This window comes from Litoreibacter sp., from assembly GCF_058136045.1.
Genome location: NZ_JBYVDD010000008.1, coordinates 132,447 through 159,349, shown reverse-complemented (window position 1 = coordinate 159,349; position 26,903 = coordinate 132,447). Strand labels below are relative to the sequence as shown.

General features: G+C 55.4%; 29 protein-coding genes. 22 read left to right on the top strand and 7 right to left on the bottom strand.

Features of this window, described 5'->3' with window-relative positions; translation table 11 throughout:
- Positions 1-16 precede the first annotated feature (16 nt).
- Genes AC3Y7R_RS12835 through AC3Y7R_RS12805 form a run of 7 tightly spaced genes read left to right on the top strand, consistent with a single transcriptional unit; the run spans position 17 to position 7,739 of the window.
- The gene (locus AC3Y7R_RS12835; protein WP_490042445.1) at positions 17-796 is read left to right on the top strand and encodes an N-formylglutamate amidohydrolase; all 780 of its coding nucleotides are present in this window, start codon (positions 17-19) and stop codon (positions 794-796) included.
- Positions 784-1,353, top strand: a complete 570-nt coding sequence (locus tag AC3Y7R_RS12830; RefSeq protein ID WP_490042444.1) for a TRAP transporter small permease subunit — start codon at positions 784-786, stop codon at positions 1,351-1,353. Before AC3Y7R_RS12835 ends, AC3Y7R_RS12830 begins: the two co-directional genes overlap by 13 nt.
- Positions 1,353-2,681: a TRAP transporter large permease gene (locus AC3Y7R_RS12825; protein ID WP_490042443.1), complete on the top strand. Its 1,329-nt coding sequence runs from the start codon at positions 1,353-1,355 to the stop codon at positions 2,679-2,681. The genes AC3Y7R_RS12830 and AC3Y7R_RS12825 overlap by 1 nt, the downstream gene beginning before the upstream one ends.
- 45 nt (positions 2,682-2,726) lie before the next feature.
- Positions 2,727-3,761, top strand: coding sequence for a TRAP transporter substrate-binding protein (locus tag AC3Y7R_RS12820; protein ID WP_490042442.1), 1,035 nt, complete (start codon positions 2,727-2,729; stop codon positions 3,759-3,761).
- 58 nt (positions 3,762-3,819) lie between these two features.
- Positions 3,820-5,184, top strand: coding sequence for a glutamine synthetase family protein (locus AC3Y7R_RS12815; protein WP_490042441.1), 1,365 nt, complete (start codon positions 3,820-3,822; stop codon positions 5,182-5,184).
- A 4-nt stretch (positions 5,185-5,188) separates the two neighbouring features.
- Positions 5,189-6,559 (top strand): aldehyde dehydrogenase family protein, encoded by a 1,371-nt coding sequence (locus AC3Y7R_RS12810; RefSeq protein WP_490042440.1) that lies wholly within the window; start codon positions 5,189-5,191, stop codon positions 6,557-6,559.
- A 4-nt stretch (positions 6,560-6,563) separates the two neighbouring features.
- Positions 6,564-7,739, top strand: coding sequence for an iron-containing alcohol dehydrogenase (locus AC3Y7R_RS12805; RefSeq protein WP_490042439.1), 1,176 nt, complete (start codon positions 6,564-6,566; stop codon positions 7,737-7,739).
- Between the two features lie 46 nt (positions 7,740-7,785).
- On the opposite strand, the gene AC3Y7R_RS12800 is transcribed toward AC3Y7R_RS12805, so the two are convergent.
- The gene (locus AC3Y7R_RS12800) at positions 7,786-8,064 is read right to left on the bottom strand and encodes a DUF3572 domain-containing protein (RefSeq protein WP_490042438.1); all 279 of its coding nucleotides are present in this window, start codon (positions 8,062-8,064) and stop codon (positions 7,786-7,788) included.
- Between the two features lie 95 nt (positions 8,065-8,159).
- Here AC3Y7R_RS12800 and AC3Y7R_RS12795 point away from each other — a divergent pair, with 95 nt between their 5' ends.
- Positions 8,160-9,575: a diguanylate cyclase gene (locus AC3Y7R_RS12795; RefSeq protein ID WP_490042437.1), complete on the top strand. Its 1,416-nt coding sequence runs from the start codon at positions 8,160-8,162 to the stop codon at positions 9,573-9,575.
- Positions 9,576-9,601: 26 nt separating this feature from the next.
- Here AC3Y7R_RS12795 and AC3Y7R_RS12790 read toward each other — a convergent pair whose 3' ends face one another.
- From AC3Y7R_RS12790 to AC3Y7R_RS12775, 4 genes are all read right to left on the bottom strand, one after another.
- Entirely contained in the window at positions 9,602-10,090 is a 489-nt protein-coding gene (locus AC3Y7R_RS12790) for a periplasmic heavy metal sensor (RefSeq protein WP_490042436.1), read from the bottom strand.
- A 5-nt stretch (positions 10,091-10,095) separates the two neighbouring features.
- Positions 10,096-10,485 (bottom strand): hypothetical protein, encoded by a 390-nt coding sequence (locus AC3Y7R_RS12785; protein WP_490042435.1) that lies wholly within the window; start codon positions 10,483-10,485, stop codon positions 10,096-10,098.
- On the bottom strand, positions 10,482-11,063 hold the full coding sequence (locus AC3Y7R_RS12780) for an RNA polymerase sigma factor (RefSeq protein ID WP_490042434.1): 582 nt from the start codon (positions 11,061-11,063) through the stop codon (positions 10,482-10,484). The genes AC3Y7R_RS12785 and AC3Y7R_RS12780 overlap by 4 nt, the downstream gene beginning before the upstream one ends.
- Positions 11,064-11,125: 62 nt before the next feature.
- Positions 11,126-11,665 (bottom strand): EF-hand domain-containing protein, encoded by a 540-nt coding sequence (locus AC3Y7R_RS12775; RefSeq protein ID WP_490042433.1) that lies wholly within the window; start codon positions 11,663-11,665, stop codon positions 11,126-11,128.
- Between the two features lie 193 nt (positions 11,666-11,858).
- Between AC3Y7R_RS12775 and AC3Y7R_RS12770 the strand changes: the two genes are divergently transcribed.
- The 5 genes from AC3Y7R_RS12770 to AC3Y7R_RS12750 all read left to right on the top strand — a co-directional run bounded on the left by AC3Y7R_RS12770 (position 11,859) and on the right by AC3Y7R_RS12750 (position 16,025).
- Complete coding sequence (locus tag AC3Y7R_RS12770; protein ID WP_490042432.1) at positions 11,859-12,251, top strand: DUF983 domain-containing protein; 393 nt, start codon at positions 11,859-11,861, stop codon at positions 12,249-12,251.
- A gap of 54 nt (positions 12,252-12,305) precedes the next feature.
- Positions 12,306-12,896: an NUDIX hydrolase gene (locus tag AC3Y7R_RS12765; RefSeq protein WP_490042431.1), complete on the top strand. Its 591-nt coding sequence runs from the start codon at positions 12,306-12,308 to the stop codon at positions 12,894-12,896.
- Between the two features lie 77 nt (positions 12,897-12,973).
- The gene (locus AC3Y7R_RS12760; RefSeq protein WP_490042430.1) at positions 12,974-13,981 is read left to right on the top strand and encodes a lysylphosphatidylglycerol synthase transmembrane domain-containing protein; all 1,008 of its coding nucleotides are present in this window, start codon (positions 12,974-12,976) and stop codon (positions 13,979-13,981) included.
- Positions 13,978-15,291 (top strand): FAD-binding protein, encoded by a 1,314-nt coding sequence (locus AC3Y7R_RS12755; RefSeq protein ID WP_490042429.1) that lies wholly within the window; start codon positions 13,978-13,980, stop codon positions 15,289-15,291. Before AC3Y7R_RS12760 ends, AC3Y7R_RS12755 begins: the two co-directional genes overlap by 4 nt.
- Positions 15,288-16,025, top strand: a complete 738-nt coding sequence (locus AC3Y7R_RS12750) for an SDR family oxidoreductase (RefSeq protein ID WP_490042428.1) — start codon at positions 15,288-15,290, stop codon at positions 16,023-16,025. The genes AC3Y7R_RS12755 and AC3Y7R_RS12750 overlap by 4 nt, the downstream gene beginning before the upstream one ends.
- On the opposite strand, the gene AC3Y7R_RS12745 is transcribed toward AC3Y7R_RS12750, so the two are convergent.
- Both AC3Y7R_RS12745 and AC3Y7R_RS12740 read right to left on the bottom strand, forming a co-directional pair.
- Positions 16,022-17,455 carry a UbiA family prenyltransferase gene (locus AC3Y7R_RS12745; protein ID WP_490042427.1) on the bottom strand — a complete coding sequence of 478 codons (1,434 nt, stop codon included), beginning with the start codon at positions 17,453-17,455 and terminating at the stop codon, positions 16,022-16,024. The two genes, AC3Y7R_RS12750 and AC3Y7R_RS12745, sit on opposite strands and share 4 nt — an antisense overlap.
- A gap of 6 nt (positions 17,456-17,461) precedes the next feature.
- The gene (locus AC3Y7R_RS12740) at positions 17,462-18,244 is read right to left on the bottom strand and encodes a lytic transglycosylase domain-containing protein (protein WP_490042426.1); all 783 of its coding nucleotides are present in this window, start codon (positions 18,242-18,244) and stop codon (positions 17,462-17,464) included.
- Between the two features lie 401 nt (positions 18,245-18,645).
- Between AC3Y7R_RS12740 and AC3Y7R_RS12735 the strand changes: the two genes are divergently transcribed.
- The 9 genes from AC3Y7R_RS12735 to AC3Y7R_RS12695 all read left to right on the top strand — a co-directional run bounded on the left by AC3Y7R_RS12735 (position 18,646) and on the right by AC3Y7R_RS12695 (position 26,899).
- The gene (locus tag AC3Y7R_RS12735; protein WP_490042425.1) at positions 18,646-18,840 is read left to right on the top strand and encodes a Flp family type IVb pilin; all 195 of its coding nucleotides are present in this window, start codon (positions 18,646-18,648) and stop codon (positions 18,838-18,840) included.
- A 272-nt stretch (positions 18,841-19,112) separates the two neighbouring features.
- Positions 19,113-19,307 (top strand): Flp family type IVb pilin, encoded by a 195-nt coding sequence (locus AC3Y7R_RS12730; RefSeq protein WP_490042425.1) that lies wholly within the window; start codon positions 19,113-19,115, stop codon positions 19,305-19,307.
- Positions 19,308-19,546: 239 nt separating this feature from the next.
- Positions 19,547-19,735, top strand: a complete 189-nt coding sequence (locus AC3Y7R_RS12725; RefSeq protein WP_490042424.1) for a pilus assembly protein — start codon at positions 19,547-19,549, stop codon at positions 19,733-19,735.
- 137 nt (positions 19,736-19,872) lie between these two features.
- Positions 19,873-20,706: a Flp pilus assembly protein CpaB gene (gene cpaB / locus AC3Y7R_RS12720; protein WP_490042423.1), complete on the top strand. Its 834-nt coding sequence runs from the start codon at positions 19,873-19,875 to the stop codon at positions 20,704-20,706.
- A gap of 206 nt (positions 20,707-20,912) precedes the next feature.
- Positions 20,913-22,340: a type II and III secretion system protein family protein gene (locus AC3Y7R_RS12715; RefSeq protein WP_490042422.1), complete on the top strand. Its 1,428-nt coding sequence runs from the start codon at positions 20,913-20,915 to the stop codon at positions 22,338-22,340.
- Between the two features lie 6 nt (positions 22,341-22,346).
- Positions 22,347-22,994, top strand: a complete 648-nt coding sequence (locus tag AC3Y7R_RS12710) for an OmpA family protein (protein ID WP_490042421.1) — start codon at positions 22,347-22,349, stop codon at positions 22,992-22,994.
- 205 nt (positions 22,995-23,199) lie between these two features.
- Complete coding sequence (locus tag AC3Y7R_RS12705; protein ID WP_490042420.1) at positions 23,200-24,456, top strand: CpaE/TadZ family protein; 1,257 nt, start codon at positions 23,200-23,202, stop codon at positions 24,454-24,456.
- Between the two features lie 16 nt (positions 24,457-24,472).
- Complete coding sequence (locus AC3Y7R_RS12700) at positions 24,473-25,924, top strand: TadA family conjugal transfer-associated ATPase (RefSeq protein ID WP_490042419.1); 1,452 nt, start codon at positions 24,473-24,475, stop codon at positions 25,922-25,924.
- 6 nt (positions 25,925-25,930) lie between these two features.
- Complete coding sequence (locus AC3Y7R_RS12695) at positions 25,931-26,899, top strand: type II secretion system F family protein (RefSeq protein ID WP_490042418.1); 969 nt, start codon at positions 25,931-25,933, stop codon at positions 26,897-26,899.
- Positions 26,900-26,903 lie beyond the last annotated feature (4 nt).

The window sequence follows — 26,903 nt, the reverse complement described above, 5'->3', positions numbered from 1 at the left end:
AACTCATGGGGGAACAATGACACAGAGTGGCAGCAAAGAAAGTGCACGGCAGGTTCAGATTCTGAACTCTGGCGGTCGGTCGCCCATTGTGCTGGTCTGCGAGCACGCCTCCCATGTCATTCCTGCCTCCTTCAATCATCTGGGTCTTCCGGCGGACATGCGCAAAAGCCACGCGGCTTGGGACATCGGGGCCATGGGGTTGGCGCGGCGCATGTCCGAGAAACTGGACGCCAGTTTGATTGCGGGCGCGGTCTCGCGGTTGGTCTATGATTGCAATCGCCCCCCCAGTGCTGAAGACGCAATGCCTGCGCGCAGCGAGGTCATTGATATTCCGGGGAACGCATCCCTAAGCGAGGCGCAGCGCACGGAACGGACCACGCGCTATTACGAGCCATTCAGGGCCGCGCTGTCGGGCAAGCTCACCAGCACCACTGATCCGGTCGTCGTCACGATCCACAGCTTCACTCCGATCTATCACGGCAAATTCCGGCCCGTCGAAATCGGTATATTACACGACAGCGATAGCCGTTTGGCAGACGCCATGCTGAGCTGCGCCCCCGCGCACACAACAACTAAGGTCGAGCGCAACCTGCCCTATGGGCCAAAGCACGGTGTCACCCACACGTTGCAAGAACATGCGATCCCGAACGGGCATTTGAACGTCATGCTGGAAGTGCGCAACGACCTGATCCAAACCGTGCCAGAGCAACTTCAAATGGCAGATATGATTGCGGATTGGATCGCTGATGCGCTGTCCCAAGTTCGATCAAATGGGGACATGCAATGCTCAGCCTAATGCGCCGCTTCGTGTCCACAGTTGATGCGATAAACTTCCGGCTTGGGCGGGTGATGATGTATGGTATCTTCGTCTTAATGGGGGTTTTGCTTTGGTCGTCGATCAGTAAAACCTTCTTCCTTCCCAGCCTTTGGACGTTGGAAATGGCGCAATTCATCATGGTTGCTTACTATATTTTGGGCGGGCCATATTCGATCCAACTGGGCTCCAACGTGCGCATGGATTTGCTCTATGGGGAGTGGTCACCACGCAAAAAAGCGTGGGTCGATCTTGTCACCGTCTTGCTCCTGATTTTCTACCTTTGCGTGCTGCTTTATGGGGCGGTTGCCTCCACCGCCTACTCGCTGGGGTACTGGGGCAGCGAACCGTTCTCGTTTTTCGGCGGCTTGCTCAGCGGCTCCGAAGAGATTGGCCGGATGGAGCGCTCCTCGACCGCTTGGCGCCCCTACATGTGGCCGGTCAAAACGGTGATGGTGCTTGGGATGTTCTTGATGCTTTTACAATGTGTCTCGGAGTTTTTGAAAGATGTGCTTCGACTAAAAGGTGAAACGATCTGATGTCCCATGAGTTAATCGCCACCTTAATGTTTTCGTCCATGATGCTGATGCTGCTCACCGGCCAGCGGGTATTCGGGGCCATTGGATTTATTGCCGTCGTCGCCTCCCTGCTGCTTTGGGGCGACCGGGGCGGCTTCGACATTGGCTTTGCCGCGGCGATGAAGCTGATGAAATGGTATCCGCTGCTGACGCTGCCGATGTTCATTTTCATGGGCTACGTGCTGTCCGAGAGCAAGATTGCGGATGATCTGTACAAGATGTTCCATGTCTGGATGGGCGGGCTGCGCGGCGGGCTTGCCATCGGGACGATCGGCCTGATGGTGTTGATTTCGGCAATGAATGGCCTGTCCGTGGCGGGCATGGCGATCGGCTCGACCATTGCTCTGCCAGAGTTGTTGAAACGCGGCTATGACAAGCGCATGGTGACGGGGGTGATCCAAGCTGGCTCCAGCCTCGGCATCCTTGTGCCGCCCTCGGTCGTGTTGGTGCTTTATGCAATGATCGCCCGCCAACCTGTTGGGCAACTGTGGCTCGCAGGCGTTATTCCTGGCCTGATGATGGCGGCAATGTTCATCGCCTATATCGTGATCCGCTGTCGGATCAATCCGGTGCTGGGTCCGGTTCTGCCGGCCAGTGAGCGCGACATTCCACGCGCCGAAAAAATGCGCCTGCTTCGGGCGGGTTTGCTGCCAATCATCATCTTTGCAGTGATGATGGTGCCTTTCGTGAACGGTTGGACGTCGCTGGTCGAAAGCTCCGCCATCGGGGCCTTGGCGGCCTTCGTGGCGGCAGTCTTAAAGGGGCGTATGACCCGCGAGGTGTTCGAAAATTCGGTGCGCAATACGCTTGGCATCACTTGCATGTTTATGTGGATTATCCTTGCGGCATTAGCCTTTGGCGCAGTGTTCGATGGGCTCGGCGCGATCAAAGCCATCGAGAGCCTATTCATTGACCGGCTTGATCTTAGCCCGTGGATGATCTTGGTCCTGATGCAGCTCAGCTTTATCCTGATGGGGACATTTTTGGACGACACCGCTATGCTGGTGATCGTCGCCCCGCTTTATGTGCCGCTGGTCGGTGAGTTGGGTTTTGATCTGATCTGGTACGGCATCTTGTACACGATCACGACGCAGATCGCCTATATGACGCCGCCCTTTGGCTACAACCTGTTCTTGATGCGCGCCATGGCCCCGCCCGAGATTACCTTGCGCGATATTTACAGCTCGATCACCCCGTTTGTGCTGATCATGGTGCTCGCCTTGGCACTGGTCACGGTCTTTCCGGGCATCGCGACTTGGCTACCAGATTACGTTTATAACAAACCCTAGAAGAGCCGCATAAAGCGGTCGCACACCCAACGAAGGAGAGAAGACATGACAACAAGACGCAAGTTTATCCAAGGGGCCGCAGTGGCACCCGCAGCGGCGGCACTTGCTACGCCAGCGCTGGCTCAAGGAACAATCAAATGGCGGATGCAAACCTATGCAGGTGGCGCACTGGCCGAGCATGTGATCGTGCCAGCCATTGAAATGTTCAACAAAATTGCGGGCGACCGTATGCAGATCGAGCTGTTCTTTGCAGATCAGTTGGTCCCCACGGGCGAGCTATTCCAAGCCATGCAGCGCGGCACAATCGACGCGGTGCAATCCGATGACGACTCCATGGCATCGCCCACCGATGTCACCGTATTTGGCGGCTACTTCCCGTTTGCATCGCGCTATTCGCTCGATGTGCCAGTGCTGTTCAACCAATATGGTTTGAATGAAATCTGGGACGAAGAATATTCCAAAGTCGGCGTGAAACACATCTCTGCCGGTGCTTGGGATCCGTGCCACTTCGCCACCAAAGATCCGATCCACAGCTTGGCCGATCTCAAAGGCAAGCGGATCTTTACCTTCCCAACTGCTGGCCGTTTCCTAACACAGTTCGGTGTGGTTCCAGTGAACCTGCCATGGGAAGATATCGAGGTTGCAGTCCAAACCGGAGAGCTGGACGGCATCGCATGGTCCGGCATCACCGAGGACTACACCGTGGGTTGGGCCGACGTGACCAACTACTTCCTGACCAACAACATCTCGGGCGCTTGGGCTGGCTCATTCTACGCCAATATGGATCGCTGGAACGAGCTGCCAGAAGACCTGCAAACCCTGTTCCGTGTTTGCTGTGACCAGTCGCATTACTACCGTCAGTGGTGGTATTGGGGCGGTGAGGCCAACCTGCGCGTCAATGGCGACAAGATGAAGTTGACCACCATCCCTGATGAAGAATGGGCAACTGTTGAAGCCTCTGCACTTGAGTTCTGGGAAGAGATCGCAGCCGAGTCCGACGTGAAGCGCCGCGTGGTCGATATCTTCAAGAAGTACAACGCCGATATGGTCAAGGCTGGACGCCCCTACCGTTACGGCTAAACATATGTTGGGGGCGCACACACTGTGCCCCCAACCCCTTTGATAAGTGGACACAAACATGCCCGGCACCCTAAGTTTTGATGACCTGAAATCTCGCGTCAGTGATGGCTCGATTGATACCGTTCTAACCTGTCTTGTGGACATGCAGGGCCGCCTCATGGGCAAGCGTTTTCACGCAGTGAACTTCGTTGAGACATCCTATAACGAGACCCATTGCTGCAACTATCTGTTGGCCACTGATCTGGAAATGGCGACGCCCGACGGCTATGCCTCCACCAGCTGGCAGTCCGGCTATGGCGACTACGTGATGAAGCCTGATCTAGACACAATCCGCCTTGTACCTTGGCTGGAAGGCACCGCCATGGTGCTATGCGATGTGCTGGACCATCATACCCATCAACCTGTCCCCCATTCACCGCGCGCAGTGCTCAAAAAGCAAATTCAACACCTCGAAGACCTAGGCTTTTCCGCTATGATGGCGACCGAGTTGGAGTTCTTCTTGTTCGAGCAAAGCCTTGACGAGATCCGCAAATCCGATTTCCGCACTCTTAACCCGATCAGTGGCTACAACGAGGATTACCACATCTTCCAGACCACCAAGGAAGAGAGCATCATGCGCCCGATCCGCAATCACCTTTATGCGGCAGGCATCCCGATTGAAAACTCCAAAGGCGAAGCTGAGGCTGGCCAAGAAGAGTTAAACATCCGTTACGCCGCCGCACTTGATTGCGCCGATCACCATACGATTGCGAAGAATGCCATCAAGGAAATCGCGTGGCAGCAAGGCCATGCCGCGACCTTCTTGCCCAAATGGCACCAAGACCGCACTGGTAGCTCGTCGCATGTGCATCAATCGCTTTGGAACGGCAGCACGCCTGTCTTTGTAGACAAATCCGACACGCTGGGAATGTCCGATCTGATGCGCCATTACATGGCAGGTCTGATCGCCTATGCGCCCGATTACACCTACTTTTTGGCCCCCTATGTGAACAGCTACAAACGCTTTTCCAAGGGCACATTCGCGCCGACCAAGACCGTGTGGTCCGTGGATAATCGCACCGCCGGGTTCCGCCTATGCGGCGCTGGCACCAAAGGCGTGCGCGTGGAATGCCGCATCGGGGGCTCGGATTTGAACCCCTATCTCGCACAGGCCGTCATGCTGGCCGCGGGGATCAAAGGGATCGAGGACAAGATGGAGCTCGCAGCCCCAACAACGGGCGATGTCTATGAAGATGCCAAGGCCTCCGACATCCCGCAAACCCTGCGCGCGGCGACTGAAACACTGCGCAACTCTACATTCCTGCGCACGGTCATGGGCGACGATGTGGTCGAGCACTACACCCGCGCAGCCGAGTGGGAACAAGAAGAATTCGACAAGGCGGTCACCGATTGGGAAATCGCCCGCGGCTTTGAGAGGGCCTGAGAAAATGATCCAATGCATCTCCCCGATTGACGGCGCGATCTATGCCGAGCGACCCACATTATCCGCCTCTGACGCAAAGGCCACCGTCGCGCGCGCCAAGATCGCCCAAACCGCATGGGCCGCGCGCCCGCTATCCGAGCGTATCGCGCTGGTGCAAGCTGGCGTCGCCATCATCGGCGAGATGAACGACGAGATCGTGACCGAGCTGGCATGGCAAATGGGGCGGCCCGTACGTTATGGCGGCGAGTTCGGCGGCTTTAACGAGCGCGCCAGCTACATGGCCGAGATCGCGCAAGAAGCCCTTGCCCCGATTGTGGTCGAGGATAGCGACGCGTTTCACCGTACGATCAAACGCGTGCCTCACGGCCTAGTTTTGGTCGTCGCCCCGTGGAATTACCCCTACATGACGGCCATCAACACCGTCGCCCCCGCCCTGATCGCGGGCAATGCGGTGATGTTGAAACATGCCTCGCAAACCCCACTTGTGGGCGAGCGCCTAGCCAAAGCCTTCCACATGGCGGGCATCCCCGAGGATGTGTTCCAAAACGTCTTTCTAGACCACCAAACCACCTCCGATTTAATCGCAGCACGCGCCTTTGGGTTCGTGAACTTCACCGGCTCCGTTGGTGGTGGTCGCGCGATGGAGACGGCCGCTTGTGGCACCTTCACCGGCTTGGGGCTGGAATTGGGCGGCAAAGATCCGGGCTATGTTATGGAGGATGCCAACCTTGATGCAGCCGTGGATACGTTGATCGACGGGGCAATGTTCAACTCCGGGCAATGCTGCTGCGGGATCGAGCGGATTTACGTCGCGGACAACCTGTTCGATGCGTTCATTGAGAAGGCCACGGCCATCGTGAACACCTACAAACTCGGCAACCCGCTGGACCCGGACACGACCCTTGGCCCAATGGCGCATGTGCGTTTTGCCAATGAAGTCCGCGCGCAAACCTCCGAGGCAATCGCCGCAGGGGCCAAAGCCTTGATCGACCCCGCACTATTTCCGCAAGACAGCGGCGCTTATCTGATGCCGCAAATATTGGTAGACGTGGACCACTCCATGCGCGTGATGCGTGACGAGAGTTTCGGACCAGTTGTCGGGATTATGCCTGTCAAAGACGACGCCGGGGCCATCGCGTTGATGAATGACAGCCAGTTCGGCCTAACCGCCTCGCTCTGGACCCAAGATGCTGCGCGCGCCGAAGGCATTGCCGATCAGTTGGAAACCGGAACCGTTTTCATGAACCGCGCCGACTATCTGGACCCCGGATTGTGCTGGACGGGATGCAAAGACACCGGACGCGGAGGTGGCTTATCCGTAATCGGCTATCACAATCTTACGCGCCCAAAATCATACCACTTCAAGAAGGCTTGACGCCATGAACTATACCGCCAATTGGTCCTACCCAACCGCCATTCGCTTCGGTGCAGGCCGCATCAACGAGATTGCCGACGCTTGCCATGTGGCTGGCATCAAAAAGCCGCTGCTGATCACCGATCGCGGGTTGGCCAGCATGGAAATCACCACCAAAACGCTGGACCTTCTAGATGCCGCAGGCTTGGGGCGCGCTATGTTCAGCGACGTAGACCCGAACCCCAATGAAAAGAACGCCGCCGCTGGCGTGAAGGCCTTCAATGATGGCGGGCATGACGGCGTGGTGGCCTTTGGCGGCGGCTCCGGCTTGGACCTAGGAAAACTGGTTGCCTTCCTTGCTGGCCAAACGCGGCCCCTGTGGGATTTTGAGGATATAGGCGACTATTGGACCCGCGCCGATGCGGATGCAATCGTTCCCATCGTGGCCGTGCCAACAACGGCCGGCACTGGCTCCGAGGTTGGGCGTGCCTCTGTCATCACCAACTCTGTGACGCAAGAAAAGAAGATCATTTTCCACCCAAAATTTCTGCCAGCAGTCGTCATTTGTGACCCGGAACTTACCGTGGGCATGCCCAACTTTATCACCGCAGGCACCGGACTGGATGCCTTCGCCCATTGCGTCGAGGCGTTCTGCTCGCCGCATTATCACCCCATGTCGCAAGGCATGGCGCTTGAAGGCATGCGGCTGGTCAAAGACTACCTGCCTCGCGCCTATGCCGACGGCACCGACATCGAGGCGCGCGCCCACATGATGAGCGCCGCCGCGATGGGGGCTACAGCATTCCAAAAAGGCCTTGGCGCGATCCACGCCTTATCCCACCCAATCGGCGCGATTTACCATACTCATCACGGCACAACGAATGCGGTTTGCATGCCCGCTGTGCTGCAATTCAACAAGCCCGCGATTGAGGGCGTTATGGGGCAAGCCGCCGCCTATCTCGGTATTTCAGGTGGTTTTGAGGGGTTCTGCGCCTATGTGGACGATCTCAACGCCCAACTTGGCATTCCAAAAACGCTGGCCGGTCTGGGGATTGAAAACCCCGACATTGACCACATCGTTGCAGGTGCGTTGATCGACCCCAGCACAGGCGGGAACCCCATTGAGATGACCCAACAGAACACTCGGAACTTGTTGCTAGAGATCGTTGGGGCGCCCGTGCCAACGGGCCAAACGCTTTAAGCTCAAAGCGCTCGAAAAAACGGCTGAAAGCTTGCTCCTATCCCAATCAAGTCCAATTGGGTACGCCCCCCCCTGGCAGTAACTGGCGAGCGATCATAGGTTGGCGTCGGTCCAAAGCAGTGGCATCGCAAAAACCTATGATCCACTCATCATTCATTAGCAAAAAATCCAAGACAGACCCCAGAAACTCCGGGTCTGTCGCTTGCGATCTGACCATATCAATCGACGATCCAGTCGCCCCCAAAAACACCCCCATCAAGTCATCCGACGCGGCGATCCACCCAAGGGCGACTATGGCCAGTTCCTCCGCTTTTTGTGGGGTCATCACAAGGCTCCAGCTTGGTAAATGGTTTTTTAACACATCGCAGATCACACTACGGGCAAGCAAGAGGCGATTCCCGACCTCAGGAGGTGACAAGCATGGCTGGCCGCGTGCTCATTGTAGACCCGATTCCAACAAACAGAATTGTGTTGAAGGCCAAACTTGGCATCGCACATTATGAAGTAAGTGTGGCTGACAGCATCCAGCAAGCCCGTGAAATTATAGCTCGGGTCCCATTCGAAGCAATCTTAATCTCCACCCTTTTAATAACCGAAGACGACAATTGTGCTTTGAAATGGGTCTCCGCTGGACGCTCAACAAACCCTACGGCCATATCATATCTGTTCATGCATGACGTTTATGAGCAGCCCGAACCCATTGATATCACAGACCGTTGCCTCCGTGCCGGGGCCAGTGATTGCATTGCCCGTCCAGTCCCAGAAGAGGTTCTACTGGCGCGGCTTCGAAATTCAATGCGAGATCGCGCCCGCATTCACGAGTTGGAATTACCGGCAGAACAGTCGGAATGGTCACCTACCCTAAGAAGCTCAAGCGCGAAAAATTTTGTTAAGATTGCCATTTCCCGCGTTGCCAAACTCGAAACCGGCACGACATATGGCCCGTGGAGCCCACTCATTGAAACGCTTCTCGCCGAAAAGCTCAAAACTGGCACGATTGAGATGGTGCAACTTCCAGTCCTCATGCAACCCGATACCTTAACTCGCGAACCCAGCGTTATCATGTTATTCGCGGAGCACGGCATGACTGAACGGGCGCTCTCGATCTTGTCGCAAATGAAATCACGGGCTCGACTACATGGGGCACGTATAATTTTAGCCCTAGAATCCGCGACCCCGTCACAATTGGCCCGCGCGTTTGACCTAGGGGCGGACGAGGCCCTTTTTGAGACCACACATAAGGATGAAGTTTTAGCGCGAATTGAACACCAAGCCAGAATTTTCTCTACGGTGGCACGGCGAAAACAAGTTGTTCATGACAGTTTGAAGCAAGCCATCACAGACCCCCTAACCGGCCTTCACAATCGACGCTTCGCAACCGGAAAACTAAGTGAAATGCACCGTGAAAGCCATGATTCCGGCCGCCAATTTGCGGTTTTAGCTCTCGATATCGACCACTTCAAAGACGTCAACGACCGCTTTGGACATGGGGCCGGTGACACAGTACTTACCGTCATCGCCGAAGCACTACGTGATAATCTGCGCGAAGGGGATTTGATTTGCCGCACCGGTGGCGAAGAGTTTTTAGTCGCACTACCGCACACCGACCGCGAGCAAGCCACCGCTACGGCAAACCGGTTGCGGCGCGCTGTCAGGGATTTAAGCATTCGTGTCAAAGGCAATCCGGCACCGCTAAGTGTGACTGTTAGTATTGGCCTTGTGCTCCACGACGGCGCACAATCCATTTCGGCGATGCTTGAGCAAGCTGATCAGGAATTATATGCAGCGAAGTCACGCGGGCGCAACATTGTCTCCATATGCGCATCTGCCGCATAGAGGTCACAGCCATTTAATATAGCTGCTTATTTTCGACGGGGACCACGGTCAAGAATTTCGGTCAACCGCGCGGCATAGGCCGTCCGTTTTTCTGGCGACATAGCCGCAACATGCTCTACCAGCGCAGTTTGCATCTGGTCAGAGCGCCCTTTGATCGTACCCTGCTGGCGTTGCAGCAAAGCCGCAAAAGCATCTTTGTCAAACGGATCCTGCAACAGCAACGCCGTCGCCTCACGCGTTGTTTTTCCTAACTCCGCCCGCATGTCGCCCTTCTTTGAATCACGATCCTGCCGCAGCCGTTTACCAATCTTGCGTCGGTCAGATTTCTCGAGCGCATGACCATAAATCCCAATCGCAACATTCCCGCCGCGCCGCTCCGACATTTTGTCCCGGCCACTAGGGCCACCAACAAGGAACGCACCTAGGAAGGAACCCAAGATCAGCAAGTTAACGGCCAGCGATAGCCCTAAGGCAATTCGCACCCAGCGCCCACGACGTTTATTAGTCTCATTCATCGCCATTACCCTTCTTCAACCCAAAACAAATCACCCAGCAGAGCGTGGGTCATAACCCCCTCCGCCTCGGCCACATCTGTGTTGTCCACGGCTCTCAAGCTATCTGCAAGATCGGGGTTCACCACCCCTAAATATATCCCCATGCAGACTGAGGCGACCATACCACCAAGCGCCGGAACCCCGCCTATTTCTTCAAGCAATAGCTTCCACCACGGCACATCGGGGGTGCGTTGTATCACGCCATCCGAGTGGAACCCCACTTGCACCTCACTGGCATCTTGGGACACCCGAGCCAGAAAATCTTTCGACGGCACCAAGGCATCACTGCGCGCTTGTGCAAACAAATCATCCAGTGCTTCATCAAGGCCGTGCATTTGATCATGCTTCCCAGTCATAAGGACAGCTCCTCTTTTTGCGGGGCCAGTGCTTGCGCAAGCGCCCTTTTGCCGCGCGCTGTCAGGCTTTCAACAGCTTCGACACTAACATCCATAATCTGCGCAATCTCAGGGTTTGGTAGCCCCTCAATGTGGCGCAGCACAACCGCTTGGCGTTGACGCTCAGGCAAGCTTGCAAGGCCTGCATCAAGCGCCGCCATTCGGTCAGATTGTATCATCCTCGCCTCGGCGGATGGGGTCGGATCTGCGGGTTCCGCCACAGCTTCAAGGCCAACGCTCACCTTTTGTCGTTTGCGAATCCGGTCAATGCACAGGTTATTAATCACCCGAAACAGCCACGTCGCAGGCTTTGCCTCACCCGGCCGCCAGTCGGGCGCAATCCGCCACAACCGCAACATAGCCTCCTGGACAACGTCCTCGGCCTCGGCCAAATCACCCAGCATACGCCGTGCGAAACTTAACGCCTTCGGGGACAACCGCAGCGTCAAAGCCCCGGCCGCTGCCGCATCACCATTGGCAAATAGCACCAGCAAGGCATCATCATCAGGTTGATCCGATTGATCGAGAGCCATATCCATCCAGAACAAAGTTACTGCAAGTCGAGGGTGGAGGCGACCTTGAAGGGCCGCCTCGCACAAACTTAGTTATTGTCGTGACAATCTTTGCCGCCCTTAGGGCCTTTTCCGCCCTTGGCCCACTTGCGGCCCATATGCTTCTTGCCCATTGCATCGAACTCTTCTTTGGAAACAGAGCCGTCGCCATCCTTGTCCATCCGCGAGAACCCGTCGCCTTTGCCTTTACGTTCGCCGCCAGCTTTCGCCAACTCATCTTTGCTCAAGGAGCCGTCTTCGTTGGTGTCCAGCCGCTCGATTATCTTGGCGGCTCGGTTAGACATCCGCTTGCTCTTCTCGGCTTCCATGTGGGTCTCCAGCTCGGCTTGCGAAATCTGGCCATCGCCGTTTGCATCCGCATCCGTGAAACGAGCCGCGCGATGCGCCTCCATCTCGGCCTGCGTCACACTGCCGTCGCCATTGGCATCAAACTGCTCGAAGCTAATGCGCGGGCCGTGGCCGCGGCCTTCGCCACCCTTTGCTTGCGCCATAACCGGGGCCATCGCCAAAGCCACACCAAGCCCAGCAAGGGCCAATTTGAATTTCAAGTTACCTGCCATGATAGCCATGTTTTAATCTCCGGTTTTGTTTCATTCGCTGCCCTGTTTGAGCCGCGTTATGCACCTTTAACGAACCGCCCTGCGCATTCCGTCGCACCAAATTGAAAAAAAGAGTTGCGACAACCCGACGCAAGACATCCAGTCACCATGTGAATTACTCTGTGCCTCTCAAGATTGGTGCATCCCCAAAAGGCGCAAACACATGACACAAGAGACAACGGCACCGGAACGCAGCGTCAAACCGGCACTGTTACGCGGCTGGCGTCGCCGCTGCCCGTCATGTGGGCAAGGCCCGATGTTTTCGAGTTACCTAAAGGTGCGTGACGAATGCCCGATCTGCCAAGAGCGCATGAGCCACCACCGCGCCGACGACGGTCCCGCCTATCTAACCATTCTGATCGTCGGCCACATCATGGCACCGACGTTGCTGTGGACATTCTTCACGTTTGAGCCTGAGCCGTTGGTTGTGATTGCCATCTTCGGTGTCGGCTGCGTCGCTTTGTCTTTATATTTGCTCCCGCGCCTCAAGGGGGGGCTTGTGGCCTTGCAATGGGCCAAGCGCATGCATGGTTTTGGCGGCACTGACACCACTTAAACACCAAACGCGATATGTGTTGAATCCATGGGCAGCACGCGCCACAGTGCCCCCATGACCGACATCCCAATCAGAGACGCCGCCAGCGTCATTTTACTGCGTGACGTAGAGCACTCGCCGAAGGTTCTCATGGGCCAGCGCGGCAAGAACGCGGCCTTCATGCCAAATAAATACGTCTTCCCCGGCGGGGCCGTAGATCCAGAGGACGCGACGTTCAAACTCCCGGGTGACCCGTCGCCGCAATGCCTGACCCGGTTGGGCGCGCTTGGCCCCGCCCTGCTGGCAGCCGCCCTTCGCGAGACATGGGAAGAAACCGGCCTGACGCTAAACACCGCACAAGGGCTGCGCTACTTTTTCCGCGCAATTACCCCACCCGGTCGCCCGCGCCGGTTTGACGCGCGGTTTTTTCTGGCCAATGCGGATCATGCCATAGCATCCGACCTCGATGACTTTTCCCACGCCAGCGACGAGTTGCGCCACCTGCATTGGGTTCCCCTGACACAAGCACGCGCCCTAAACCTGCCGTTCATTACCGAGGTTGTGCTGGCCGAGGTCGAGGCCCTAGCCACCACAAACACCCCGCCCGAAAGCGTGCCTTTCTTTGACAACAGAACCGACGTGTCGAAGTTTGAACGGATTAGGTAACGCAAGTTTCACTGGTGTTTTCAATTTGGAAACAGTTTCATATTCTTGCCCCATTTTGTCGCTAGCGCACGGGGGTAATGATTATGGTTGAAAATAACTTACCTCCCATCACCCCAATGGCGGGTGCGCCCACACGCTCTTGGCGTGACCGGTTGGTATTGTGGGGGCTACTGGCGCTTTTCACTGCCGGATTAGCCGGATTGATCAGCGCAACGGGTTGGCAGGAAACGATGGCCGAGTTCCGCAAACTAAGCCTTGCGCAGGTCGCCGCCCTTCTAGCGCTCTCGCTCATCAACTACCTAATCCGCGGGGCACGCTGGCATCTTCTGGCTCGCCGCCTTGGCCTGCCATTACCCCTACGGTATTCAGTTTTGCACTTCGTTGGCGGCTTTGCCATGACGATAACGCCCGGCCGCGTTGGCGAGTTGGTGCGCCTGCGCTGGATCACCCGAATGACCGGCTGGAGCTTCGAGCGGGTCTCGCCCCTGACACTCGCCGACCGCGCCTTTGATCTGGCCTCCATGGGGGGGGTCTTGGGGATCGCGGTTCTTGTATCGGGCAAGGGCATCTTTAGCGCAGCTCCCGTGGCGATCATCGCAATTGGGGCTGCTGTTATCGTGACGCGCCCGACCCTTTTGGTGAAACTTGTTGAGGCCGCTTTTGGCACCCTGCGCCGTTGGCCGCGCCCGTTCGCCCGCTTGCGCCAAGCCGCGCGCTCCATGGGGTTGTTTAGCGCCCTCCAGGTTTCTGGTCCCGCCATGATACTTAGCGCTATTGGCTGGGCCGCCGAAGGGCTTGCCCTATTCCTGCTGCTGCATTGGATGAACGCCGATGTGGGCTTTGCAACCGCCACCGTCATTTTTCTATTCTCGACACTGGCTGGCGGCCTAACAGGTGCGCCGGGCGGCTTGGGCGGGGCCGAGGCCACCATGATGGTCATGTTATCCATGAACGGCGTGCCGCTACATGTCGCTTTGGCCGCCACCACAGTCATTCGCATCACCACGCTTTGGTATGCTATCGCCCTTGGGATGCTGACCTTCCCATTCGCCGAAACCCTTTCACGTAAGATGAAAACGATATGATCTGGAACAACCTAAGTTACTCCGGCTGGGGCCGCGTTTTGAAATCTACAGGTCGTGTTGCCCGCCCCGAGCGGGTGTCCGCACTGGCCACCACACAGGCTGACACCCCTGCCCCCGCAATCGGCATGTGCCGCTCTTACGGGGATTCATGCCTCAATAACGGCGGTGACGCTATTGATATGACCCGCTTGGATCGCTTGTTGAACTTCGACCCCGAGACCGGAATTCTAGAGGTCGAAGCAGGCGCACGCATTGGCGACATCGCCCGCCGCTTTGCCCCGGACGGCTGGCTACCAAGTGTTATGCCCGGCACCGGATTTGCGACAATCGGCGGCTGCATTGCCCATGATGTTCACGGCAAAAATCACCATGGCGCGGGATCTTTTGGGCAACATGTGACCGAGATCACCTTGATGAACCGTGGCAAGACCCAGAAAATCAGCCTGACCAAAGGGGCAAACCTGTTTCGCGCGACCATCGGTGGCATGGGGCAAACTGGCGTCATCGTCTCCGCCAAAATCCAGCTGCTGCCCTGCAAGGGCGACGTGATCATGGTGACCGAGCGCCGGATCGACGGGTTCGAGCAATTCATCGAGGCGCTGGACGCCTCGCAGTCCACCTACACCGTCGGCTGGATTGACGCGACCGCGCAGGGTGACGCCTTGGGGCGTGGCATTTTAGAAGAGGCCGAAACCGGATACGGTCTGGTCCCTGATGCCAAGCGGTCCAAATCCGTGCCGTTCGACGCGCCAAAATGGGCGCTCTCCGGCCCGATCGTGCGGGCTTTCAACGGCCTGTATTTTCGCCGCGTGCCGGAACAAGGCCGCACCAGCGTGAAGCCAATCACCGAATTTTTCTTCCCGTTGGACAAATTGAACGCGTGGAACCGCCTTTACGGCAAGCGCGGGTTTCACCAGTTTCAATGCGTCGTTCCCGTGGCGCAAGTTGCCATATTGCGCGCCATGCTCGATAAAATCGCCCACGCGGGCCTCGCCTCGCCTTTGGCCGTGATAAAGCGCATGGGGTCAGGGCGCGCCGGGCTGATGTCCTTCCCGATGGAAGGATATACCCTTGCCGTGGACTTCCCCAACCGCGGTCGCGTCGAGACATTGATTGCCGAGCTGGAAGAAATGACCGAGAAATCCGGCGGCCGCGTGTATCTGGCCAAAGACGCGACCCTGAAAGCCGAGCGCCTCGCAGCGATGTACCCAGAGGTCACTAAGTTCGCCACCATCGCCAACAAACAAGACCCCGACGGCGCCTATGAGACCGACCAAACCCGCCGCCTGAAAATCCGGAGCCACGCATGACCGATACTTGGATAATCTTGGGCGCAACGTCCTCCATGGCGCGCGCCTTTGCCCGTGCTGTCTCTGAGAATGGCGCGCAGGTCTTGCTTGCGGGACGCGACATGACTGATCTGGAAGCCAGTGCTACGGATTGCGCGTTGCGCGGCGCGCCGCTGGCCCAAGCCGTGCATTTTGATGCGCGCGACGCGACGACATTCACAGCCCTTATCGACCAAGCAACAACGCTTGAAGGCACCATCAATGTTGCCGTTTTCATCGGCTCCATGCCAACGCAAGACGCCATCGACGCCGATCCGTCCCTGATCGCGGGCGTGGTCACGGATAATTACGCAGGCCCCGCGGCCTTCCTGCAAGCCATCGCCCCAACATTGGAAGACCGCGGTTGCGGCACTGTCGTAGGCGTCGGCTCCGTCGCGGGGGACCGAGGCCGCATTGGCAACTATGTCTACGGCTCGGCCAAGGCCGGATTTCACACCTACCTAAGTGGCCTGCGAAACCGCCTGACACGCTCCGGCGGGCATGTGGTCACGGTAAAGCCCGGCTTTGTGGACACCGCAATGACGTGGGGGATCGAGGGGATGTTCCTTGTCGCCACCCCCGATAAAATTGCAGGCGATATCCTGAGCGCGGTCGAGAAACGCAAGGATGTGATCTACGCGCCGGGGTTCTGGCGGCTGATTATGGGGATCATAACAAGGATCCCTGAACGCGTGTTCAAAAAACTAAGCGTCTAGAAGCCAAACGCCTTGTGAAACAGCCCTGCCGCGTAAAACATCAGTGTCAGGGTGAACAAGATCAGCGAAATACCGTGGCGGTCCCGCATGGCGAAAACAATCGGGTCGTAGTCTTGCTTGCCCTTATAGCCAAGCGAGACCATCCGAAACAGCCACCCGCCGATGGGCAGCAAGGCCACCCATAGCAACCATTGCGTCGGGTATAGCGAGCGCGCCTGATCGGTGAACGAATACAAGAAGAACACCAAAAGCGCGCCAAACATCCCCAGACCCGCCACGTTAAGCAGGTCAGAGCGGTCAGGCCGCCCGTAGCCGCGCCCCGGCAACCGCGCGTCTGACGTGGCCAGCGTTAACTCTGTTAAGCGCTTCACGCAGCCCAAGGTGACGAAGACCGGGAAGATGAACACCAACATATAGCCGGTCACATAGACCTCCGCCGCCGCTGCCCCCGCAACAACGCGCAGAGTATATAGAGAAGCCAACGTCGCGATATCGACCCAGCGCATCCGCTTGAGTTTTAGCGAATAGGCCAACGACAAGACCATATAGAGCACCACAACGCCCAAAAACGCCACATTCAACGCAGCCGCAACGCCCAGCGCCACAACCGCCAGCCCGATCACCGCCTTCATCCCCACCATCAGCGGCAAAGCCCCGCTGGCGAACGGGCGGCGACATTTGGTGGGGTGCAAACGGTCCGCATCCAAATCCAGCAAGTCGTTAACCAAATAGATGCACGAGGCGGCGGCCGAAAAGGCCACCATTGCCAACAGCACAGGCCAAAACGCCGACCAGCCAAAATTATGGGCCGCAATGATCGGCAACAGTAACAACACGTTCTTTACATATTGGTGCGGCCGCATGGCTTTCATCAAGCTGGCCCAAGACCAGCCTGAGGGAAGTTGCGTGACCGAATGCCCCGCTTGGCCCAATTCATCGGCGGCACCGTAGACATTCCCCACGATAATCGCCTCATCCGCTTGACGCCAAACCTCTAGATCGGTGGCTTCATTGCCCGCATAATGGAAACCACGCTCGCCAAGGGCCGCGACCAAAGCCTTTGACTTTGCTGCACCTTTCAGGTTGGTCACACCATCAGAGGCGAAGACCTGCTCCGACAGGCCGTGATGCTGCGCAAGGTCCTTGACCAGTGAGATGTCCGAGGCCGAGGCCAAGATGACCTCATGCCCCTGCGCTGTCGCCTCGCGTGCCAATTCTGCCAAATTGGCATCAACCGGCATCAAATCTACACGGCAATTCGCCAGGCTTGCCAGCTCAGATTTCAGCCGCGCACGGTCCTTAAAATGGGTCACAGCGACGCGTAGCGTGCGCAAAGGGGCCCGTCCCATGGCAGACCAAAAGCATTCCAACAACATGTCAGTGCGCAAAAACGTGCCGTCCACATCAAGGACCAAGGGTTTGTCGTCCATCACAGGTTAACCTTTCGTTCGGAACACACAGCCGTCAGAAACAAGCTCCGGCGGTGTCAGACACATCCCCCTAGCAACCTTCCACGCCGCAAGAACCTTCGGCACGTAATTCCGCGTCTCGGCGTAAGGAGGAACACCACCGTGTTTCTTCACAGCGTTCTCTCCGGCGTTATAGCCAGCCAGCGCCAAAATCGGGTCGCCTTTAAACTCGTTCATAAGCCATTCCAGATAGGCCACCCCGCCTTTGATGTTTTGCGCAGGATCCGTGCTGTCAGTCACGCCAAAGCGCGCGGCGGTTGCTGGGATCAATTGCATCAACCCCTGCGCGCCCTTGTTACTCTCGACACTGGCCCGCCCGCCCGATTCAACCGAGATCAGCGCCAAAACGAAGGCCGGAGAAATTTTCTTATTTAACGTCTCTATAAGTATAGCCGTCCCATGCGCCTTTGCGATGGCCTGCATGGTCTCCAAACGCGGGGCAGCGACGCCCTTACCTTTAGGTGCCTTGCCAAGGCTGGCCACCGCTTTGCTGAAGCGCCCCGGCCCGCTTGCCTCGACCGACGGTGAAACTGCGGCCCAGAACCAATCCACTTGCGAGGGTGCCGGCGCTTTATCCGCATCTTTTGAAGAGGTGGGCTTTCTAGCCACAACCGCCTTTGGCTCTATTTGAATTGTGATCCGCTTTTTAGAGGCCTTCGACGGAGGTTTGATTTTCTTGAAGGTAAAGCTTCCACCAAACGCCGGTTTCAACTCCGCAGCTTGCGCAGGAAGCCCGATGCCTAGGCACATCAGGAGGAGAAGTCCTCGAATTGATAGCGACATGAGCCTGCCCGACCTGTCGTTGTTGTTATTATTCCTCGTAGTCTTGCAGAAAAATAAGGGCGATACTACTGGCAGGTGAAGACAATAATACGGACCGTGCCGCCATTGTCGCAACACAGGCAACAACCTTCTGCATGAATATTAAAATATTCTAAATTATATCTTTAAAATCAAAGACTTGAAAGTTTTATGCAGATTTTAGGACGTGCTTCAAAATCGCACCATTTATGCCCAATTCCTGCCCAGATTGAGGGGGATACAGACTGCATACCAAGACGGTGACACGGTCTAGAACAGAGGCTGGCCGGATCACTCAAACGTCAAGGTTAACTTGGAAACTAAAACTTATATCCTTGGAGGGATACAACATGACACTTAACGCAATGATCAAAAATTTCGCAGCTGACGAATCTGGCGCCGTAACCGTTGACTGGGTTGTTTTGACCGCAGCCATCGTTGGTTTGGGCATCGCCGTTATGGCTTCTGTTTCCGACGGTCTGGAAGACCTGTCCGGCGACATCGAAAACCAGCTGACTAGCCAAGGTATCGCGACTACTTTCTAAGTCAGTCGTAGCCAACCGGCTATTTCAAGATTGGGTCGCGCTCTTCGGAGTGCGGCCTTTTTTCGTTCAGCCCTAAAATCCCCTTAAGACTCTCAAAAATAAAATAAAAGTTACTAAAAATCGCACCATTTATGCCCAATTCCTGCCCAGATTGAGGGGGATACAGACTGCATACCAAGACGGTGACACGGTCTAGAACAGAGGCTGGCCGGATCACTCAAACGTCAAGGTTAACTTGGAAACTAAAACTTATATCCTTGGAGGGATACAACATGACACTTAACGCAATGATCAAAAATTTCGCAGCTGACGAATCTGGCGCCGTAACCGTTGACTGGGTTGTTTTGACCGCAGCCATCGTTGGTTTGGGCATCGCCGTTATGGCTTCTGTTTCCGACGGTCTGGAAGACCTGTCCGGCGACATCGAAAACCAACTGACTAGCCAAGGTATCGCGACTACTTTCTAAGTCAGTCGTAGCCAACCGGCTATTTCAAGATTGGGTCGCGCTCTTCGGAGTGCGGCCTTTTTCATGGGAAGAACTAAACCTAACAGACAAGAAGTGAGTAACCTTCGGAAACGATCCGTTTCCCGAATAGCACTGAATTAAGGCGGGAATGCCTTATTTCTTCTAAATTTAACCTTAATTGAGTGCAAAAAGTTACACCCAACAGCACGTCCAGCCAATCCTTACCCGCGGAGATATTCATGTTTTATCAAGTACCCCATTTCTTATCAGATGAATCTGGTGCGGTGACCGTGGATTGGGTCATCTTGTCAGCAGGGGTAATTGGTCTCGCATTGGCTTCTATGGGGGTCGTGATCGACGGAACCGAGGATCTGACCGGGGACGTAGATACAACCCTGAGTAGCCAGCTGATAAGCACCTCGTTCTGATTGGCACCCTCCCCTGTTTGCCGCAGTAAATCCATGCGCGCTCCACCATTTTGCCGTATTTGGCAACAATACTAGCCCCAAGACGAGTAAACCTGTCAGCAAATGGCAGGACCGTAGCTATTATAAAGGGGCAAACCATGCGGATGTTATTTGGGTTAGTGCTAGTGGTCGGGATCGCTTTGGCGGGCTTTGCCGCATTCATGGCCAAAAACCGCTTCGACCAATATCAGGCGAAAAACGCGGCTCAAGAGAAATTACTGAAAAGCCATGTTCCCCTAGAGGCCGTTTTCACGGTCAAACGCCAAATGGCTTATGGCGAGGCCCTCACCAAAGAAGACGTGCAAATCATCGCTTGGCCAAACAACGCTATCCCTGAAGGTGCGTTCCAAAAAGGTGAAGATCTGTTCCCTCCATCAGGTGCATTGCGCACTGTTCTGCGTGTGATGGAAAAAGACGAAGCTGTTTTGGCTTTAAAAGTCACCGCCCCAGGCGAGGACGCAGGTGTATCTTCGCGCCTTGCCAAAGGTATGCGCGCTTTTGCATTACGTGTGGACGTCTCTTCCGGCGTGTCCGGCTTTCTACGCCCCGGCGACCATGTAGACGTCTACTGGACTGGCGACAGCCGTGGCCGCGAGGTCACCAAGCTCATCGAGACCCGGTTGAAACTCTTGGCAGTTGATCAAATCGCCGACGGCGACCGCTCCGCACCGACAATCGCACGGACAGTTACAGTTGCCACGACCCCTTCTAAGGTTGGCGTTTTGGCACAAGCGCAATCAACGGGTCGTTTGTCCTTATCCCTAGTTGGCGCAGGAGATGTGGCGGAAGTTGCCTCTGTCGAGGTTGATCAAAACCAGCTTTTGGGCATTCAGGAAGAAACGGCAATCACGGCTAAGGCTGAAAAAGTCTGCACGATCAAAACCCGCAAAGGGGCTGACGTGATTGAAGTGCCTATTGCGTGCTCAAACTAAAGCGCGGCACCCAAGCTCCCTTTACGGCACCCTATATGGGTGCCGTTCCCTATTCGACCACCATAAATTGCGTGGTGTTGCGACAGGTCCACATAAAAGACGCGCGGTAAACACCTGATTCTTGCAATAAAAATCGATTTCGCGCATGGTGTCTACAAAATGGGCAAAAGACCCGTTCCCCTTAGTGATCAGAGAGGCAGATCACAATGAAAATTGAGCAGTTTATCTGCGCAGGCTTATTTGGCCTCGCATTGGCATCTTTCGTTCCGGAAGCTGGGTTTGCACAAAACCTAACAGTGACCAGCCAATCCGCAGCGCGCAAACTTAACGTCGCAATTAACAGCGCCGTTGTTGTCGAAAGTGACGTACCATTTGCAGAGCTTTCCGTCGCCAACCCGGCAATCGCGGACATAGCTACCCTGTCTGACCGCACGATTTACGTACTTGGTAAATCTCCCGGACGCACGACCCTTACTTTGCTTGGGCCTGATGGTCGTTTGATCACCAACGTATCTGTTCGCGTGGCCCCCGATCTATCGGAATTCAAAGAGCGCCTGCGTGAAATCTTACCAGGTGAGAAAATCGAAGTCCGCACGGCAAATGACGGCCTTGTATTATCTGGCACTGTCTCCAGCATTGCGAAACTGGACCGCGCCCTTGATTTGGCCGAGCGTTACGCGCCCGAGGCCGTATCTAACTTAATGAGCGTCGGCGGCACGCAACAAGTTATGCTAAAAGTCCGGTTCGCCGAGATGCGTCGCTCTGTCTCCAAAGATTTGTCGGCCAGCCTCGGCTTTCAAACTGCTGGCGGCAGTTTCGGCGCGAATGGCTTTACCAATACACTTCAAAGTTCTGCCAACCTTGGGGCCGCGCTCGGAACCGGGGCAGTTGCTGGCTCTGTTGCCTCAACCCGCGAACGCAACGGCGTGTTTTCCTTTGGCTTTGGCAGCGGCAGCTTGCGCGCCATGGTTGTTCTGGAAGCGCTAGAGCAAAAAGGGCTGGTTCGCACTTTGGCCGAGCCAAACCTGACAGCACTATCGGGTCAGGAAGCGACATTCCTTGCTGGTGGCGAATATCCTATCCCTGTATCTGACGATGGCTCGGTGAGCATCAGCTACAAACCGTTCGGGGTGGAGTTGAATTTCACACCAACAGTTCTGGATGAAGATATCATCCGCCTCAAACTCGACACTGCTGTATCCGGGATCGACCCGACAGTTGTGGTCCAAAATGACGGTTTCACAGTCAACGCCTTCTCGAAACGAGCCTCTTCCACCACGGTTGAGCTGCGTGACGGTGAAAGCTTTGCAATTGCGGGCCTATTAGAGGACGACTTCCGCGACGTTGCAGGCCAAGTGCCATGGCTGGGTGACATCCCCGTTTTGGGCGCATTGTTTCGCAGCGCCAATTATGAGCGTCGTCAATCAGAGCTTGTGGTCATCATTACGGCTCACCTTGTTTCGCCCACACGCGGCGACGGTTTGGTCGTTTCAACCGACCGCATCCGTCCCCCGTCCGAACGCGATTTCTTTCTAAGAGGCAAAGTAGCACGCGAAATACGTACGCGCCGCTCAACCGTTGGTGAAGTCGCGCGTCAAGACTTTTCCGGCTCTTACGGCTATGTTTTGGAGTAATATCAGATGCTTAGAACTTCCTCATCTCTTGCTTTACTCGCCGCGCTCTCACTCGGCGTAACCGCCTGCTCTTCATCGCAAGCTGTCTTTGACGGCGAGGCGGGTGGCTTTTTGGACGAAGGTGGCTTTGGCAATCCAACCATGACCAATACGCTCATTCAAAACGGATCAATCTCCGTTGCGGAAAGCCTTGGTCGCCGGTTTACCGCCGAAGTAAATACCCAAGTGAATTTCGAGTTCAACTCGTCCCACCTTGATGCAAATGCGCGCGCCGCTTTGCTGGATCAGGCAAATTGGATTCGCCAATTTCCTGAGGTTACCTTCCGCGTCTTCGGACATACTGATTTGGTTGGCTCTAATGCTGCCAATAAATCTTTGGGGCTACGACGCGCCAAAGCAGCTGTTAACTTTCTTACATCTCAGGGTATTAGCCGAAGCCGCTTAGACGCAGTGGCCTCTTTCGGTGAAACACGCCCTCTGGTCGTCACCGAGAACGCAGAACGTCGGAATCGTCGCACTATCACGCAGGTTTCCGGCTTCGTTGCAAACCACCCAATGGTGTTAAACGGGAAGTACGGGATCGTTGTTTACCGCGAATATGTACAGTCTGGCAAAAGCGACGAAACACTGGCTCGCGAACGAATAGTGCAATAACGGAAATAATACCTCAGTTTTTCGCTAATTTCGCCGTATTCTTGCCCCTTTTCCTAAGCATTCCTTGTTATGAGATAAGCCACAATCCGCGCTAAGACGGCATGTTGGTGTAAATTCCGCAAACAGTTGGCGGGGGCAATTACTTTAACGAAAATGCCTCCGGTAACACGAACCCGGCCGAATTTGGTCACATGGGATTGTAGGCATGACGAGCAGTGTAGCATTAAAAACCGAACCGGCCCCGATTACGGCCTGTACCGTCGCCCGCGACGTGCAAAACTTCGATCTTTTGATCGAGGATATGGAGACAGAGCTTGGCGAAGCTTGGGGTGACCTAAGTTTCGACGACGCTCACACATATCTAGCCCAACCCGACGCATCTGAACTTCAGTTCATCGCCGTCGCCGTTGACACCTCTGATGAAGATAACCTGACAAGAGTTGGTGACATCATCCAGCAGGCTAAAGAACTTGAAATCAAAGTGATCCTCATCGCAGAGGATGTCTCGCCTATCGCGTTGCATCAACTGCTAAAACTTGGAGCCGATGATTTCGTTCCCTACCCGCTTCCCGAAGGTGCGTTGCACGACTCGATAGAGCGGATCAATACGCCTGCCTTGGTGGCTGAAATTCCAGCCGAAACCAGTGCGCCCGCATCCCCGCAGACGCCCACCGGCCAAACAGGCACTCATGACGGTGTGATTTTGCCAGTGCATGGCCTCGCCGGCGGCAGTGGTGCATCTACTTTTGCAATCAACCTCGCTTGGGAATTGGCAACCGTCGACAAAAAAGCTGATGTAAGCGTCTGCTTGTTGGACCTCGACTTCCAATTCGGGTCAGCCTCAACCTATCTAGATCTTCCACGACGCGAAGCTGTCCTGGAGATGCTATCCGATATCGACAGCATGGATGATGATGCCTTTAAGGCAACGCTTCTGGCCTTCAATGACAAGTTGCATGTTCTGACGGCCCCTGCCGATATGATCCCGCTTGATATGGTTAGCCCGGAAGATATCGAGAAACTAGTTCGCACCGCGCAACGCAATTTTGACTATGTCATTATCGACATGCCCTCGACCTTGGTGCAATGGACCGAGACCGTATTAGGCATGGCCCATGTTTATTTTGGCATGTTGGAACTTGATTTGCGGTCGGCCCAAAACACATTGCGCATGATCCGTGCCCTCAAGGCCGAAGATTTGCCATATGAAAAGATCCGCTATGTCTTAAATCGGGCCCCAAAATTCACCGATTTATCCGGCAAAAGCCGTGCCAAACGCATGGCCGAAAGCTTGGACATTGATATTGAGTTGCACATGCCCGATGGCGGCAAACAAGTAGCCCAAAGCTGCGACCATGGATTGCCTTTAGTCGAGACCGCTACAAAGAACCCCCTTCGCAAAGAGATCGCGAAGTTGGCTCAGTCTTTGCACAGCGTAAATCAAGCTGAAGCCACAGGATAATAAAAGGGTTACGAGTATGTTTTCACGATATAAAAAATCCAACAGCGCGTCCGATTCTCAAGTAAAATCGGCTCCCTCAGCGGCTCCTGCCCCAGCAAAAGCGGCTGTGGCCCCTTCAAAGTCCATGCGTAAGCCCGAGGAAAAGCCTCCGGTGGCCCCAGCAGAGGTTATCGCGCAAGACAAAGAACTTAAACGCCGCCAGCGGTTGGAAGAAGTGCGCTCTGAGTTGCACCACCGCCTGCTCGACAACTTGAACCTTGCCGCATTGGAAAACGCGCCGGAAGCGGACCTTAAGGCAGAAATCGTCGCGATCTGCGCCGAGGGTCTGGAAGAATTATCCGTCATTTTAACGCGCGAAGAACGTCAAACACTTCACGCAGAGTTATATGACGAGGTCACCGGCCTTGGCCCGCTTGAACCTCTGTTAAAAGACGAAACGGTCAACGATATTTTGGTGAATGGCCCCAACCGCGTGTTTGTAGAGCGCGACGGTAAGCTGACCCTAACCAACACACGATTTAAAGATGAAAAACACCTGCTACGCATCATCGACAAAATCGTATCCGCCGTAGGTCGGCGCGTTGATGAATCAAACCCTTATGTGGATGCGCGCCTGAAAGATGGCTCACGGTTCAACGCCATGGTTCCACCCATCGCGGTGGATGGATCTCTCGTCTCTATCCGTAAGTTTAAAAAAGAAAAACTCGGCATTGACGACCTCGTAAAATTCGGCGCCTTTTCTGAGGAAATGGCAGTCTTTTTGCAGGCCGCCGTTGCCTGCCGCCTGAACATTATCGTCTCGGGCGGTACTGGTTCTGGTAAAACAACAACGCTGAATGCACTGTCTTCATTCATCGACGATTCCGAGCGCATTCTAACGATCGAAGACACGGCAGAGCTGCAACTCCAACAGGTCCACGTCGGCCGTATGGAAAGCCGCCCGGCCAACGTCGAAGGCAAAGGCGCAGTATCGCAACGCGACTGCTTGAAGAACGCCCTTCGTATGCGGCCAGACCGCATTATCGTGGGGGAGACGCGTGGCGAAGAAGTTATCGACATGCTTCAAGCGATGAACACTGGCCACGATGGGTCCATGACCACGATCCACGCCAACTCGGCGCGCGATAGTGTGTCGCGCCTAGAAAACATGATCGCCATGGCCGGCATTGAGATGCCGATTAAAGCCGTGCGCGCGCAAATTTCCTCTGCCGTGAACTTGATCGTGCAGGCCTCGCGCTTGCAAGACGGCTCGCGCCGCATGGTTTCAATCACCGAGATCACCGGCATGGAAGGCGATGTTATCTCGATGCAAGAGGTCTTCCGCTTTCAGCGTTTGGGCCTGCAACCTGATGGCAAAATCATTGGCCAGTTCACGCCTACCGGTGTGCGCTCGCACTATTCTGATCGGTTCAAACAATGGGGCTACGACCTACCTGCCTCGATCTACGAACCGATAGCAGCGGAGTAATTAGGCATGGAAATCAGTTTTGAACCAATTCTCTACGGTATAATTTTTGTTGCCGTTCTGATGTTGATCGAGGGTGTCTACCTTGTTGTCTTTGGCAAATCGATCAGCCTGAACAACAAGGTTAACCGCCGTCTCGATATGATCTCGAAGGGCGGATCACGCGAAAAGGTCCTCGAACAACTCCGCAAGGAGATGAACCAGCACATGAATTCGGGCGGTATTCCGCTTTATTCAATGCTTGCCGACAAGGCCCTGCGCGCCAACATCGCCTTCACGCCAATGGCGCTGATCGGCATGATGTTCGGTCTCGCAATCGTAATCTTTGTGGTTTTGAGCCAAATGACCGAAGCTGCGGCTCCGGTTCGCGGCCTGATCTCGCTCGCGATGGGCGTTGGTGCCGTCTATGTTTGGGTCAATAACAAATGCAAAAAACGCCTTGAATTAATGGAAGAACAGTTGCCCGACGCGATTGAACTCATGGTGCGCAGCTTGCGCGTTGGTCACCCGTTTGCATCTGCCATTAACATCGTTGCCAAAGAGGTTGCCGACCCATTGGGAACCGAGTTCGGCCTCATCGCAGATGAAAGCGCCTATGGCCGTGACGTCTCTGAGAGCTTGAAACACTTGGCCGAGCGGATGGATATGCAAGATTTACGATTCCTCGCAGTGGCCGTGACCATTCAGCAAACATCAGGTGGTAACTTGGCCGAGATTTTACACGGATTGTCTCAGGTGATCCGTGCCCGCTTCAAACTCTTTCGCCGCGTGAAGGCAATTACCGCTGAAGCGAAGTGGTCTGGCATGTTCCTCTCTGCGTTCCCGCTTATGGCATTGATCGCAATTAACATCATGGAGCCGGACTACTACACCGAAGTAAAAGAGACCGAATTCTTCATTCCGGCCTGTATCGTGGTGGGCATATTCCTCGTGGTAAACGTGGTTTTCATGCGCATCATGGTCAACATCAAGGTATAATGAG